We start from the raw sequence: 14,614 nt of genomic DNA, 5'->3' as shown, positions 1-14,614 counted from the left end.
GCCATGGCCATCAGCGTCTTCGAACTGTTTCGGATCGGCATCGGGCCCTCCAGCTCGCACACCGTGGGCCCTATGCGCGCGGCGCGGCGCTTTGCCGAGGCGCTGGACAGCGAGGGTTTGCTGCCGCGCACGCGACAGGTGCGCATCGCCCTGTACGGCTCGCTGGGCGCGACCGGCAAGGGGCACGGCACGGACCGCGCGGTCATCCTCGGCCTGCAGGGCGCCGACCCGGAGACGGTGGCGGTGGCGGACATCCCGCAGCGTCTCGCCGCCGTGGACGACGAGCAGCGCCTGTCCTTACTCGGCCGTCACCCGGTCCGCTTCGAGCGCGGGCGCGACATCGTCTTCCACCGCCGACAGGGACTGCCCGGCCATCCCAACGGGCTGCGCCTGCAGGCCCTGGCGGAGGACGAGACGGTGCTCGACGAGCGCACCTACTACTCGGTGGGCGGCGGCTTCGTGGCGGAGGCCGATGCCGACGGTCGGCCGCGCATCGTGGAGGATCGGACACCGCAGTCCTACCCGTTCCACTCGGCGACCGAGCTGCTCGCGCACTGCGCCGAGCACCAGCGGCCGATCAGCGCGTTGATGCTCGCCAACGAACAGGCGTGGCGCAGCGAGGAGTCGATCCGTGCCGGGCTGCTGCGCCTGTGGGCCGTGATGCAGGACTGCGTCGCGCGCGGCTGCCGCCACGAGGGGGTGCTGCCCGGGGGGCTGAAGGTCAAGCGCCGCGCGCCCGGCCTCCATCGCCAGCTCACCGCCGACACGACGCCGAACGAGGGCGCCCTCGGCGCGCTCGACTGGGTCAATCTGTACGCGCTGGCGGTCAACGAGGAAAACGCCGCCGGCGGACGCGTGGTCACCGCGCCGACCAACGGCGCGGCGGGTATCGTGCCGGCGGTGCTGCACTACTACTGGAAGTTCTCACCCGGCGCGAGCGAGGACGGCGTGGTGCGCTTCCTGCTCACCGCCGGCGCGATCGGCATTTTGTACAAAGAGAACGCCTCGATCTCCGGCGCCGAGGTCGGCTGTCAGGGCGAGGTGGGCGCGGCCTCGTCCATGGCCGCCGGCGCACTCACCGAGGTGCTGGGCGGCACGCCGGCTCAGGTCGAGAACGCGGCCGAGATCGCCATGGAACACAACTTGGGGCTGACTTGCGACCCGGTCGGCGGACTGGTGCAGGTGCCGTGCATCGAGCGCAACGCCATGGGCGCGGTCAAGGCGATCAACGCCGCGCGCATGGCGCTGCGCGGCGACGGGCGCCACACCGTATCACTGGACCGGGTGATCAAGACCATGCGCGAGACCGGCGCCGATATGAAGGACAAATACAAGGAAACCGCCCGCGGCGGGCTGGCGGTAAACGTCATCGAGTGTTGATCGATTTTTGACCAACTTCCGCCGGCGTGGTTATAGTGTGGCTTCCTCACGCCGGAGTAAGCGGATGATCGAGCCAGGGCAGGCCGCGGTATCCGTCGACGACGCGCTCACGCTCGCCGATATGCTGCAGCAAGTGGCCGGGGCCACCGACACCGCGGAGCTCGCACGCACCGCTTGCCACGGCGTGCGCCGCCTGCTCGGCGCCGATGGCGTCACCTTCGTGCTGGCCGAGGGCACGCAGGTCTATTACGCGGAAGAGGACGCCGCCAGCCGACTCTGGAAGGGACGGCGCTTTCCCGCCGCCGCCTGCATCTCCGGCTGGGCCATCGAGCACCGCGTCGCGGCCGTCATCGAGGACATCGAGGCGGACCCTCGCATCCCGCTGGAGGCCTATCGGCCCACCTTCGTGAAGAGCCTCATCATGACGCCCCTCGACCGCGACGAACCGCTGGGGGCGCTGGGCGTCTACTGGGCGCACCGCCATCAGGCGACGCCGCGCGAGCGCTTTCTCGTGGAGCGCGCCGCGCGCGGCATCCACGCGGCGCTGCGTCGCTGCCTCACGGCCGCCGCCACCGATGTTGCGCAGGCCCGCGAGAACGACCTGCACGCCCTGGCAACGGTGGCGCACGATCTGCGCAACCCGCTGGCGGCGGTGGCCAACTCCAGCCAAGCGCTGGCTTACGGCGCGGCCAATGGGGCGCAGCGCAAGGCGGCGCTGCGCATCATGCACAGTACCGCCCATGCCGCGCACTTGGTCGATCAGCTCCTGCAGTACGCCAAGCTCGGGCGCGGATCGCTCGATTTGTCGGTGCGCGAGGCGCGGGTGGATGCCATCTGCGGCGCCGCGGCCGACGAGGTACGCGCCGCGCATCCGGATCGGCTCATCCGCGTCCACGGCGTGGAAACAGCCGCCCTGTGCGACGCCCACCGGCTCACCGACGCCATCGGCAATCTGCTGCGCAACGCCGTGGAGCACGGCGCCCAAGACGCGGCCATCGACATCCACGTCGAGTCTGGAGACGAAGAATGCCGTATCCGGGTACACAACAGCGGCCCCGCCATTCCGGTCGACCAGCTCCCGCATTTGTTCGACGCCTTTCATCACGGCCCGGCGGCGGGTAACACCTCGCTGGGGCTCGGCCTGCACATCGCCGCGCAGATCGTGCGGGCGCACGGCGGGCGCATCGAGGTGGCCTCCTCGCCGCGCGACGGCACCCAGTTCATCGTACGGCTCCCTCAGCGGCACGGCGTGCTGGAGCCGGAACACGCTACGCCACCCGCCCAAAGCCAAGTCTGAGCGGCTCGCTCCCCGGCGCATAGCGCAGGCGCGGCAAAACGACCGGCGACGAGCGCAGGATGCGGCACGCACGACATTGACCCCGGCTTGACGCGCGCATATCGTGAAATACATCACACTTTGAAAGCTCGCCGAGGGCGCTTCCGTGCCAAGGACGGCCACAGAGATCTCCACCGAAGATGCATTGGCGCTGGCAGACGTCCTGCACAGTCTCGCCGAAGCCACCGACACCGCCGGCCTCGCGCATCGTACCTGCCGCTGCACCCGCTTGCTGCTAGGAGTGGACGGGGTCAGCTTCGTGCTAAGTGAAGGAGAGCGGGTCCACTACGCCGACGAGGACGCCGTCGGCCCGCTCTGGAAGGGGCGGCGCTTCGACGCCTCGCAATCCATCTCGGGCTGGGTGATGCACCACCGGGCCGCCACCGTGGTCGAAGACGTGTTCGCCGACCCGCGCATCCTGGTCGACGCCTACCGGCCGACCTTCGTGAAGAGCCTGGCGGCGTTGCCGCTCGGTTGGGATGATCCGCTCGGCGCGCTGGGCGTCTATTGGGCGCAGCCCCATCGGGCGACCCGTCGCGAGCTGTTCCTGCTGGGCCGCATCGCCCAAAGCGCCCACCTCGCGCTGCGTTGCTGCCGCGCCCGAGCGGCGGCCGACATGGATGGTGCGAACGGCGGACTGCGCGTGCTCGCCATGGTGGCGCACGACCTGCGCACGCCGCTGGCGGCGGTCAGCAATACGACCGAAACCCTCGCGCGCAATGCCGTAGCCGGTTCAGAGGGCGAGATGCAGGCGGCGCTGACGCGCATTCGACGCAGCACCGCGCACGCGACCCACCTGGTCAACCACCTGATGCACTACGCCAAGCTGCAGCGCGAGGGCTGGCCGCTCAGCGTGCACACCGCGCGCCTCGACGAGGTGTGCGCCGCCGCGGCGGACGAGGTGCGCGCGGCCTATCCCCAGCACAGCATCCAGGTGTGCACCGAGCCCGCACCCGGCGTGTGGGATGCCCAGCGCCTGACCGACGCCATCGGCAACCTGATTCGCAATGCGGTGGAGCACGGTGCCGGCGGCGTGGTCGAGGTGCGGGTGGTCAACGCGGCGGAGGACGACTGCCGCATCGAAGTGCACAACGATGGCCCGCCCATCCCGTCGGACTGCATGCCGCACCTGTTCGAGGCCTTTCGGCAGGGTTCGGGCGGCAGCTGTGGCTCGCTCGGGCTGGGGCTGCATATCAGCGATCAGATCGTGCGCGCCCATGGCGGCGCTATCGAAGTGGAGTCGGGGGAGGAGCTGGGGACGGTGTTCCGGGTGCGCCTGCCCCGCCATGCGTCAGGGCCGGGGGCATCGACTGAAGCCAGCCACCCGCCACCGCCGCTCGACGTGCGCGCACCGCAGCAGGTTGGCTGAACAACAGCGTGTCGGCGGCTACTGGGGCGGCAGCCGGCAGGCCGTCTCGGCGTCCAGCGGCACGTCGTGCACCACCAGCACAGGCAGTTTGGCATGACGCACCAGCCACTCGGTGGCCGAGCCGGACAGGAAGTTGGCGATGCCGCGGCGCCCGCGGGTGCCGATCACAATCATGTCGGCGTTCCACTCCTCGGCGTGCTTCAAGATCGCCTCGGCGGCATTACCGACCGCCAGCGCCACCTCGTCGGAGTCCAGCGCCCAGCGGCGCAGCTTCTCGAAGCCGGCCTCTTCGGCCTCGCGCCGGATGTCCTTGGCGTGGATGGGCGACAGGCGCGGATTAGCCGTGTCGCTCGCGAGCGTCTTGGGATCGAGCACATGCAGCAGGCGCTTGGTGCCGCCGGGGCAATACTGGCGCGCGATGGCCAAGGCCTCGGCGGAGGCGGAGGAAAAATCGACCGGAATCAGGATGCGACGCAACATGGTTGATCTCCGCGGGACGGACGTCCCGCGCGCGCCGTGCGCGGAACTTGATACTCAAGAATAAGATAATTAGTATATTCGCACATCTTTATTGAGATAAACACCGTCTCCCCTGCATGGTTTCGGTTGCGGTGCAGGGTTGCAAGGATTCCCTCTACGGCGTGCCCCTCCGGGTTGCGCCTCCCCGCCGACAAGGCGGGCGCTGAATATCCCGAGTTTCGAGTTTTCCGGCAGCGCCGCGTCGCGGGACGAGGTGGCGGGGCCGGTGTTTCGCTTTTCCGAGGGGTGATAGATGCACAAGGCGATACGCCGCACGTGGGGCTCGATCCGCGAGACGTGGTTCTTCAACGTTCGCGGGGACCTGATCGCCGGCGTGGTGGTCGCCCTGGCGCTGATCCCCGAAGCCATCGCCTTTTCCATCATCGCGGGCGTCGATCCCAAGGTCGGCCTGTACGCCTCGTTCTCCATGGCGGTGGTGATCGCCTTCGCGGGTGGGCGCCCCGGCATGATCTCCGCCGCCACCGGCGCCATGGCGCTGCTCATGGTCACCCTGGTGGCCGAACACGGGCTGCAATACCTGCTCGCCGCAACGCTGCTCACGGGCGTCATCCAATTGCTGTTCGCCTGGTTCCGGCTCGCGCGCTACATGATGTTCATCCCGCGCACGGTGATGGTGGGCTTCGTCAACGCGCTGGCGATCCTCATCTTCATGGCACAGCTGCCGCACTTCGTGGACGCCGGCTGGATCATGTATGCCATGGTCGCGGCGGGGCTCGCGCTCATCTACGGCCTGCCCTACCTCCCCGGCTACCCGCGCATGCTGCCGCCGCCGCTGATTGCCATCGTACTGCTCACCGCCGCCGCCTTTTTCTTCGGCCTGCCGCTGTCCAACGTCGGGGACATGGGCGAGTTGCCGGACGGGCTGCCCTTCTTCCTGCTGCCGGACGTGCCCCTCACCTGGGAGACGCTGCAGATCATCTTCCCGGTGTCGCTCACCCTGGCCATCGTCGGCCTGCTGGAGTCGCTGCTGACCGCCTCCATCGTGGACGACCTGACCGACACGCCCAGCGACAAGAACCGCGAGGCGCAGGGGCAGGGCATCGCCAACATCGCCACCGGCTTCCTGGGCGGCATGGCGGGCTGCGCGATGATCGGCCAGTCGGTGATCAACATCAAATCGGGCGGGCTGGGGCGGCTCTCCACGCTCGCCGCCGGTCTCTACCTGTTGTTCTTCATCCTGGTGCTCGGAGACCTCGTGTCCATGATCCCCATGGCGGCGCTGGTCGCGGTGATGATCATGGTGTCCATCGGCACCTTCGACTGGACCTCCATACCGGCGCTCGCGAAGCTCCCGCGCACCGACGCCTTCGTGCTCATCGTGACCGTGGGCACCGTGGTCGTCACCCACGATCTCGCCAAGGGCGTGTTCGCCGGCGTGCTGCTGTCGGCGGTGTTCTTCGCGCGCAAGATCGCGCAGAGCATCGACATCGAAACCGAACGCGCGCCCGGCAGCCCCGAGCGCACTTACCGCGTACACGGCCAGTTGTTCTTCGTGGCGGCCGACAAGTTCATTGCCGCCTTCGACTACGACGAAGACGTGAAGCGCGTGGTGATCGATCTACGTCACGCTTGGCTGTGGGACAGCTCCGCGGTGGCCGCCATCGACAAGGTGGTCGGCAAGCTGCGCCGCAACGGCATCGCGGTGGAGGTACTCAGACCCCGGCAGGAGAGCGGCGGCGACCTGCACGACCGCCTCGCGCTACACGACAAGGGCGTCGATCTCTCGCCCGGCGGGCACTGACTCCTGACTGCGCGGTGTAGGCGCAAAGCGCAGTGCATTGCGCCGTGGGCCGTGACGTTCGACACACAGCGGGGCATTGCGCTCCGCTTCGTGAGCGGCAGCTTGCTGGCGTCGCTCACCGCCGAGGTCAGGCGCGTAGCGCCAGCAGCGCCGCACCGGCGACCACCAGCGCCACGCCCGCCACCTGCCACGGCGCGAACACCTGGCCGAGGAACGTCGCCTCCAGCAGTGCGGTGAGCACCGGCGCAGTGGCCACCAGCGCGCCGACCACGCCGGCCTTCTGCACCCGCAGCGCGCGGTAGAGCGCGAACACCCCCAGCGCCGTCATGGCCCCGCCCAGCGCGGCCCAGGGCCAGGCAACCCCGAGCGCGTCCCAATCCCCGGCGCGCGCCATGGGGAACAGCAGCACCAGCAGCAGTGCGCCGAAGGCGAACCGTCCCACCGCCACCTGGTCCGGGCCCACCTGCGCCATGGTGCGCTTGGCGTAGGCGTCGCAGAATCCCATGATCGGCAGCGTCGCGAGCAACAGCCAGAAGCCGGCGCCCAGCGCCAGCGCACCGTCGTCGCTGTTGACCAGCAGCACCCCGAGGCTCATCACCACGATCATGGCGTAGTGCGCCGGTCGCAGGCGCTCGCCGAGCACCAGCCAGGCGAACAATAAGGTGGAACTCGGGTACATGGCCTGGAACAGACTTTGATTGGTGGCGCTGGTGCTGGTCAGCGCGAGCGCATTGATCAACACCACCACCCCGGCCGCCAGCACGCCGATCAGCGCGAGGTGCGGCCAGACCCGGCGCGGCAGGTAGGCGGGCGCGCCGGTCGCCCGCACCAGGACCCAGGCGCCGAGCGCGGCGGCGAGCGCCACCACCAAGGCAAGCGGATAGGCGCCCAGCCCCGCCTCCACCGCCGCCTTCTTGAAGAACGGCATGGCGCCGAGGGCGAGCACGGCGACGCCCATATAGCCGTAGTACGCCCTGCGGGTCATGGGCCTCCCTAACGTAGCGCGCCGCGCTGGACGCTCGAACTCCACCAAGGCTAGGCGACGCGGCGCCCCTGATATACTCGCGCTCCATGCGTCCCTCCGCCTCGCCGCGCGACGATCTGCACCGCACCCGCCGCGACTGGCACAACCTCCGCAATCTGCTGCCCTACCTGTGGGAGTACCGCGGCCGCGCGGCGCTCGCGCTCGGTTTCCTGATCCTGGCCAAGGTGGCCAACGTGGGCGTGCCGCTGGTGCTCAAGGAGATCGTCGACGCGCTGGATGCCACGCTGACCCCCGAGGTGGTGCTGCCGGTGGCGCTGCTGATGGGCTACGGCGCGCTGCGCCTGGCCAGTGCCGGATTCAACGAACTGCGCGACGCGCTGTTTGCGCGGGTGCGCTATCGCGCCATGCGGCGCCTCACCCTGCGCACCGTCGAGCACCTGCACCGACTCGCGCTGCGCTTCCACCTGGAGCGCAAGACCGGCGCCATCGGGCGCGACCTGCAGCGTGCCGCCGGCAGCCTCAGCAGCCTGCTCAACTACCTGGTGTTCAGCATCCTGCCGGTGCTGGTCGAGCTCGGGTTGGTGCTGGGGGTCTTGCTGTGGCGCTACGAGGCGGTGTTCGGGCTTATCGTCATCGCCAGCATCGTCGCCTACGTGCTGTTCACCATCGCAGTCAGCAACTGGCGCATGGAGCACCGCCACGCGATGAACCGCCTGGAGTCGCAAGCCAACAACGAGGCCATGGACGGGCTGATCAACTACGAGACGGTGAAATACTTCGGCAACGAGGCGCTGGAGGCGCGCCGCTGCGACGACACCCTGCGCCAGTGGGAGGACACGGCGGTGCGCGCCACCACGTCGATGTCGGTGCTGAACTTCGGCCAGGCGGCCATCATCGCCGTCGGCGTGACGCTCATCATGCTGTTTGCCGCCGCCGGCGTGCGCGCCGGCACCATGACCTTGGGCGACCTGGTGCTGGTCAACGCCATGCTGCTGCAGCTGTTCATCCCGCTCGGCATGCTGGGCATCGTGTACCGGCAGATCAAGTACGCGCTGGTCGATATGGACCGCCTGGTGACGCTGCTGGACGAGCGGCCGGAGATCCGCGACCGCCCCGACGCGCCGCCGCTGCGCGTGACACGCGGCGAGGTCCGCTTCGAGCACGTGGACTTCGACTACCGCGGCGACCGGGTCAACCTGCGCGACGTGGACTTCACCATTCCGCCGGGCGGCAAGCTCGCGGTGGTGGGCCCGAGCGGGGCGGGCAAATCGACCCTGGTGCGGCTGCTGTTCCGCTTTTACGACGTGAACCGCGGCCGCATCCTGATCGACGGGCAGGACATTCGCGAGGTCAGCCAGTCCAGCCTGCGCGCAGCGATCGGCATCGTGCCGCAGGACACCGTGTTGTTCAACGAGACGCTGTACTACAACCTCGCCTACGCACGCCCCGACGCGACCCGCGCGGAGATTCGAGAAGCGGCGCGCCTCGCGCACATCGACCACTTCATCGCCAGCCTGCCGCAGGGCTACGACACCGTGGTGGGTGAGCGGGGCCTGAAGCTCTCCGGCGGCGAGAAGCAGCGCGTCGCCATCGCCCGCGCGCTGCTCAAGCGCCCGCGCATCCTGGTGTTCGACGAAGCTACCTCGGCGCTCGACAGCACCGCCGAGCAGGGCATTCTGCAAGCCCTACGAGAGGTCTCGGCCGACCACACCACGCTGGTGATCGCCCACCGCCTGTCCACCGTGGTGGACGCCGACCGCATCCTGGTGATGGAGCACGGGCGCATCGTCGAGGTGGGCGACCATCAGGCGCTGCTGGCCGGCGGCGGCCATTACGCCCGCCTGTGGGCGGTTCAGCAACAGACGCGGCACAGCGACGCGTCGACCGAGGGACGGGACTGAGTCCACCCGCCGGGCCGTACGCCGCATCGCCGGGCAGAAAGGCGGCGCTCGGCGCAAGCCGCTGATTCACAGCCCCCCCGGGCGTCGTGCCGCTATCAGGTATTTCCCCAATGCCCGCGCCCGGCGCTCTGCGGCAGAATCCTTTCCCCTGACGCTTTGCCCGCGCCTCCCCCGCGTGCTCACCCCGCCTTTCGGAAATCTCTTCCGGCGTCGCCGGCAGGGTGCGCGCTGGGCGCAGGAAAGCCCGTGCACGGAGACCAGATGAGCGAGATAGGGAACGAATCCGCCGAAGCGGTGGAGGGCGCGGCCCCCGACGCGACCTCACCGGACACCCCCGCCCCGCAGCCCAGCACCAACGTTCCGGCAGCGCCGTTCGTGGTCGCCATCGGCGCCTCCGCCGGCGGCTTGGAGGCGCAGCGGGCGCTGCTCGCGCGCCTGGATCAGGAGGTCGGCGCGGCCTTCATCGTCGTGCAGCACATGGCGCCCCATCACCGCAGCATGCTCGCGGAGCTGCTCGCGCGCGACAGCCGCATGGAGGTGCGCGAGGCGGTCGATGGCGAGGCGCTCAAGGTCAACGTACTCTACGTGACCCCGCCCAACTACGACATCGTGCTGCGCGACGGGCGCCTGCGTCTGTTGGACCTGCACGACCGCATCGGGCCCAAGCCCTCCATCGACCGCTGCTTCAGCTCGATGGCCGAGGAGCTCGGGCCCCGCTGCGGCGGGATCATCCTGTCCGGCACCGGCAGCGACGGCGCGCAGGGCGCGCGCGCGATCCGCGCCGCCGGCGGCTTCGTGATCGCCCAGGATCCCACCACCGCCAAGTACGACAGCATGCCCCGCGCCGCGATCAACACCGGGGTGGTCGATCTGGTGCTCGCCCCGGGCGATATCGCGGCGCAGCTCGGCGGCATCCTGGAGCATCTGCGTCAGAACCGCTTGGACGACCTCACCGAGGCGCCCGACGCGGACGAGCCCTTTCGACGCATCCTCGATCGGCTCAAGCAACACTCCCAGGTAGACTTCGCGCTGTACAAGCCGAACACGCTCCACCGCCGCATCCAGCGGCGGATGAATGCCAACCGGATCAAGAGCCTGCCGGACTACCTGAAGTTTGTGGATGAGAACGACGCGGAGGTCAAACGGCTGTTCCAGGACGTGCTGATCTCCGCCACCTCGTTTTTTCGCGACCAGGAGCAGTACGAGTCGCTGCGCGAGGCACTGCGCCGCACGCTACCGCACCGCGGACTGGACACGCCGGTGCGCGTATGGAGCGCCGGATGCGCCACGGGCGAAGAGCCCTACTCTCTGGCCATCATGCTGCTCGAGCTGCTGGACGAGTTGAAGCTCAACCTCGATATCCAGATCTTCGCCACCGACATCGACGAGGAGGCGATGAGCGCGGCGCGGCGTGGCATCTACTCCGAGACCTCGCTGGAGAACATGCCCAAGGCGCTGGTGACGCGCTACTTCGAGAAGCTGGACGGCGTCTACCAGATCAAGCGCCTGGTGCGTGAACGGGTGGTGTTCTCGCGCCACGACCTGACCCGCGACCCGCCGTTTCTACGCATGGACCTGATCTCCTGCCGCAACGTGTTCATCTACTTCAGCGGCGCCCTGCAGGAACGCATCATCAAGCTGTTCCACTACGCGCTCAGTCCGAACGGGCTGCTGTTCCTCGGCAAGGCGGAGTCGCTCGGCAGCACCAAGGCCTACTTCCGCCCGGTGGACAACAAGCTCTATCAGCGTAGTGATCGCCCGGTCGATCCCGAGATCTCCTTTTCCAGCCTGCCGCTCGAGCGCAGCGCGCGCCGCGCCGCCGAGCGCTTCCACCAGGCGCGCGCCACCCAGGAGCAGCTCCTCGCGCTGATCCGCGCCTTCGCGCCCGATTCGCTGGTGCTCGACGAAGACCTGATGGTCCGGGAGATCTATGGCAACGCGCGCCAATACTTGCGCTTTCCCGAGGGCACGGTCACCCATTCGGTGGAGAGGCTGCTGGCCGACGACATCAAGAACAAGATCGTTACGCTGCTGCACCGCGCCAAGCGCAGCAGGCGCATGGCGCTCGGCACGCATCTCGAGATGGCGTGCGCGGACGGTCGGCGCATCGTGCAGCCCCGCGTCTACCCGGTGCAGATACAGGATGCAGGGCGGCTGGTCCTGAGCTTCGACGCCCTGCCGAGCACACCGCAGCATGCCCCCACCTCGGCTGGCGAGCCCGCCGGAACCGGTGAGATCGAGGAACTCGAGCGGGAGCTGGCCGCCACCCGCGAGCACCTGCAGACGGTCATCCAGGAGCAGGAGACCGCCAACGAAGAGTTGCAGGCCCTGAACGAGGAACTGCACTCGGCCAACGAGGAACTGCAATCGACCAACGAGGAACTCGAGACCTCCAATGAAGAACTACAGTCGACCAACGAGGAACTGACCACGCTCAACGAAGAGCTCAACATCAAGTCGAACGAACTGCTCGACATGAACAACTACCTGCACGCGGTGCAGGACGCCACGCAGTACCCGATTCTGATGGTGGACAAGAACCTCAACCTGGTCGACTTCAACCGCGGCGCCGAGAAGCTGCTCGAGGTCCATCCGCACCACAAGGGCAAGAGCGTCCACCTGATTCCGAACAAGGACTCGTTGCGTGACGCCCTGGCGGCGATAGAGCGCAGCCTGCACGACGACCGGCCGCAGACGGTGGCGGTGCAGAGTGAACAGTACGACCTGGAGGTCACCTGCCGCCCTATTCGGGGCCACACCGGGCGCGTGGACGGCGTGGTCGCCTCGTTCATGGACTACACCGCAATCGCCGCGAGCCTGCGCCGCGCGGAGGCCTCGGAGCGCACGCTCGCGACCATTTTCGAGAACGTGCCCGCGGTGCTGACGGTGAAGGACGCCTCAGGCCGTTACACCTACGTGAACGACCACTTCGCGCGCGCCTTGGGCCGCGACAAGGAACAGATTATCGGCAACACCGACCGCGATTTGTTCGACACCCATACCGCGGACCTGATGCACAAACGCGACCTCGAAGTCCTGAGCGCACTGCGCGCCCGCAGCTACGAGGAGCGCGTCCCTTATCCCGGCGGTGCGCGCATGAAGCTCGCCACGCGTTTCCCGCTGGTCGAGGGTGAGCACGATACCTCCCACGCCCTCTGCACCATCGCCGTGGACATCACCGAACGCGTCGAGGCGCACCGCACGCTTAAGCTGTTCCACGACGTCATCGCCGCCTCCAACCAGACCATCCTGATCTTCAATCGCGGCCGCGGCCGTCAGGGCTACCGCGCCGATTTCATCTCGCACGCCTTTGGCAGCACCTTCAATGCACCCGAGGTCGACCTGCACGGCGCCTCGCTGCGTGATGTATTGGCGGCGGCCTTTGGCGATACTCAAGCGGACGCATTGACCACCCGCCTCGCCCGTGCGGGCGGCGGTCCCATCGAGGTCGAGGCACGTGGCGAGCAGACCCGTTACTTCGAGATCCGCGCCACACACCATCCGCGCGGGCGCCGGCCCGCACGCCACCTCATCCTGGTGATCGTGGAGTCGACCGAGCGTCGCGCGCAGGAGACGCAAATCCGTAGCAAGCAGGAAGAGGTGTTGAAGACCGCTCGCCTCGCCTCGTTGGGCGAGATGGCGGCGGGCATCGCGCACGAGCTCAACACCCCGCTCAACACAATCCAGAATTACGTCGACCTTATCCGCAAGACGCGGGTGGAGGGAAAGCTGCACCCGGAATACACGGATAAGGCCATCGATGCTATCGAGGACACCGTGGCGCGCATTTCGGAGATTGTGGTGGGGCTACGCTCTTTTGCACGCGTGGACAGCAACCACGACACGCGCCCCTGCGACGTGATTGCACTGATACGCGACGTGATCACCATGTGCGACTTCCACCTGCGCAACAAGGGTGTGCGTCTCGAGTTCGACCCCGCTCGCGAGGCGCTGCCGGTCCGTTGCCATCCGACGCAGCTCAGCCAGGTGTTCGTGAACCTGATCAACAACGCCATCGACGCGGTACGCAACCTCGAAGACAAGTGGATTCGAATCGAGATCGAGGAGGAGGATGATACGGCCGTGGTGCGGGTGATCGACAGCGGCGGTGGCATTTCCGGCAAGATCGCCGCGATGGTGATGACGCCGTTCTTCACGACCAAGGAGGAAGGCACCGGGCTCGGCCTCAGCCTCGCGCGGTCTATCATGAAGGCGCACCGTGGCGACTTGCGGGTCGACACCCAGCACCACAACACCTGTTTCGAACTCACCATTCCCAAAGTCGGGAGGAAGGATGGCGCCGCCTCGGAATGAGACGCACCTGTTGGTCGTCGAGGACTCGGACGACCTGGTTGCCATTTGGAAGATTCTGTTCCGGGAGGCCGGCTTCAAGGCGCGCTACGCGTCCACCGGCCGGGCGGCCATCGCGCTGGTGGAGCAAGGCTTTCGCCCTGACGTGGTCCTCACCGACTACTACCTGCCGGACAAGACCGGGCTCGAGGTGATCGAAGGCATACGCGCCCACGCCGACACCCAGTGCCTGATGATCACGGGCAACAAGGACGTGGCGTTTGCCGAAGCGGCCAAGTCCCACGGGGTGCGCATCCTGCACAAGCCGGCGAAGTTCGACGAGATCGAGGCCTGCATCCAGGCCCTGGCCTCGGCGTCGCACGCCCGCTGAGACTCGCGGCACGCGCGATCGCTCGGGTATGCTGGGCGTTTCGTCGCCCCTTGTCGCGCCCGGGAGCCGTGCGGTGCCCACACTTCTATTCAGGCTCAACAGCGTCCCCGAGGACGAAGCCGACGCGGTGCGCGCGCTGCTGAGCGAGCACGGTATCGACTTCTACGAGACCCAAGCCGGGCCGTGGGGCATCTCGGTGGCCGCCATCTGGCTACGCGACGGGGCGGACGTGGCCGCGGCGCGGCGCCTGCTGGACGACTGGCAGGCCGAACACGCGCGGCGAATGCAGACCGAGTACGCCGAGCGGCGCCGCCGCGGCGAGCACGAGACCCTGGTCGCGCGGCTCATGCGCCACCCGCTGCGCAGCCTGCTCTACCTCGCCGGCGCGGCCGGCATCCTCTACTTCAGCCTGATGCCGTTCGTGCGCTTCCTCGGCGCGGCCTGACCGCACCGCTCAGTAATGCGGCGGCGGCCGCTCCTCCGCCTCGGGCGCAATGTCGGAGGGCGCCACCGCGCGCAACAGCTCACGCAGCCGCTCCAACTGCGCTTCGAGGGCGTCCAGACGCTGCTGTTGCGCCGCGACCTGCTCCGACAACTGCTCCAATGCGCGCTCCTGATGGGCCGAGCGTATCTCCAATTCTTCGATGCGCGCCTGCGCGTCCATGTCACCCTCCCGCCACT

The 14,614-nt window shown here is 68.2% G+C and carries 11 protein-coding genes; 8 read left to right on the top strand and 3 right to left on the bottom strand.

Annotation, left to right across the window (positions count from 1 at the left end; translation table 11 throughout):
* The first annotated feature begins 3 nt into the window (after window positions 1–3).
* The 3 genes from HUS23_08415 to HUS23_08405 all read left to right on the top strand — a co-directional run bounded on the left by HUS23_08415 (window position 4) and on the right by HUS23_08405 (window position 4,085).
* A complete protein-coding gene (locus HUS23_08415) occupies window positions 4–1,380 on the top strand; it encodes an L-serine ammonia-lyase (GenBank protein ID QKT03841.1) in 1,377 nt (458 codons plus the stop codon).
* A 64-nt stretch (window positions 1,381–1,444) separates the two neighbouring features.
* Entirely contained in the window at window positions 1,445–2,677 is a 1,233-nt protein-coding gene (locus tag HUS23_08410) for a HAMP domain-containing histidine kinase (GenBank protein QKT03840.1), read from the top strand.
* 184 nt (window positions 2,678–2,861) lie between these two features.
* Window positions 2,862–4,085, top strand: coding sequence for a GAF domain-containing sensor histidine kinase (locus HUS23_08405; GenBank protein ID QKT03839.1), 1,224 nt, complete (start codon window positions 2,862–2,864; stop codon window positions 4,083–4,085).
* 18 nt (window positions 4,086–4,103) lie between these two features.
* Here HUS23_08405 and HUS23_08400 read toward each other — a convergent pair whose 3' ends face one another.
* A complete protein-coding gene (locus HUS23_08400) occupies window positions 4,104–4,565 on the bottom strand; it encodes a universal stress protein (protein QKT03838.1) in 462 nt (153 codons plus the stop codon).
* Between the two features lie 292 nt (window positions 4,566–4,857).
* On the opposite strand from HUS23_08400, the gene HUS23_08395 reads away from it, so the two are divergent.
* Window positions 4,858–6,366 (top strand): SulP family inorganic anion transporter, encoded by a 1,509-nt coding sequence (locus tag HUS23_08395; GenBank protein QKT03837.1) that lies wholly within the window; start codon window positions 4,858–4,860, stop codon window positions 6,364–6,366.
* A 127-nt stretch (window positions 6,367–6,493) separates the two neighbouring features.
* Here the strand turns inward: HUS23_08395 and HUS23_08390 are convergent, their stop codons facing one another.
* Window positions 6,494–7,351 carry an EamA family transporter gene (locus HUS23_08390; GenBank protein QKT03836.1) on the bottom strand — a complete coding sequence of 286 codons (858 nt, stop codon included), beginning with the start codon at window positions 7,349–7,351 and terminating at the stop codon, window positions 6,494–6,496.
* Window positions 7,352–7,437: 86 nt separating this feature from the next.
* Here HUS23_08390 and HUS23_08385 point away from each other — a divergent pair, with 86 nt between their 5' ends.
* From HUS23_08385 to HUS23_08370, 4 genes are all read left to right on the top strand, one after another.
* The gene (locus tag HUS23_08385; GenBank protein ID QKT03835.1) at window positions 7,438–9,252 is read left to right on the top strand and encodes an ABC transporter ATP-binding protein/permease; all 1,815 of its coding nucleotides are present in this window, start codon (window positions 7,438–7,440) and stop codon (window positions 9,250–9,252) included.
* A gap of 261 nt (window positions 9,253–9,513) precedes the next feature.
* Window positions 9,514–13,566 (top strand): PAS domain-containing protein, encoded by a 4,053-nt coding sequence (locus HUS23_08380; GenBank protein QKT03834.1) that lies wholly within the window; start codon window positions 9,514–9,516, stop codon window positions 13,564–13,566.
* Entirely contained in the window at window positions 13,547–13,933 is a 387-nt protein-coding gene (locus tag HUS23_08375; GenBank protein QKT03833.1) for a response regulator, read from the top strand. Before HUS23_08380 ends, HUS23_08375 begins: the two co-directional genes overlap by 20 nt.
* Before the next feature lie 73 nt (window positions 13,934–14,006).
* Complete coding sequence (locus HUS23_08370) at window positions 14,007–14,378, top strand: hypothetical protein (GenBank protein QKT03832.1); 372 nt, start codon at window positions 14,007–14,009, stop codon at window positions 14,376–14,378.
* Window positions 14,379–14,387: 9 nt separating this feature from the next.
* Here HUS23_08370 and HUS23_08365 read toward each other — a convergent pair whose 3' ends face one another.
* Window positions 14,388–14,597, bottom strand: coding sequence for a SlyX family protein (locus HUS23_08365; GenBank protein QKT03831.1), 210 nt, complete (start codon window positions 14,595–14,597; stop codon window positions 14,388–14,390).
* Window positions 14,598–14,614 lie beyond the last annotated feature (17 nt).

This window comes from Ectothiorhodospiraceae bacterium 2226, assembly GCA_013348725.1.
In the GTDB taxonomy this organism is placed as follows: Bacteria; Pseudomonadota; Gammaproteobacteria.
The sequence above is the reverse complement of the archived record's forward strand: the minus strand, read 5'-3'. Positions and strand labels throughout refer to the sequence as shown.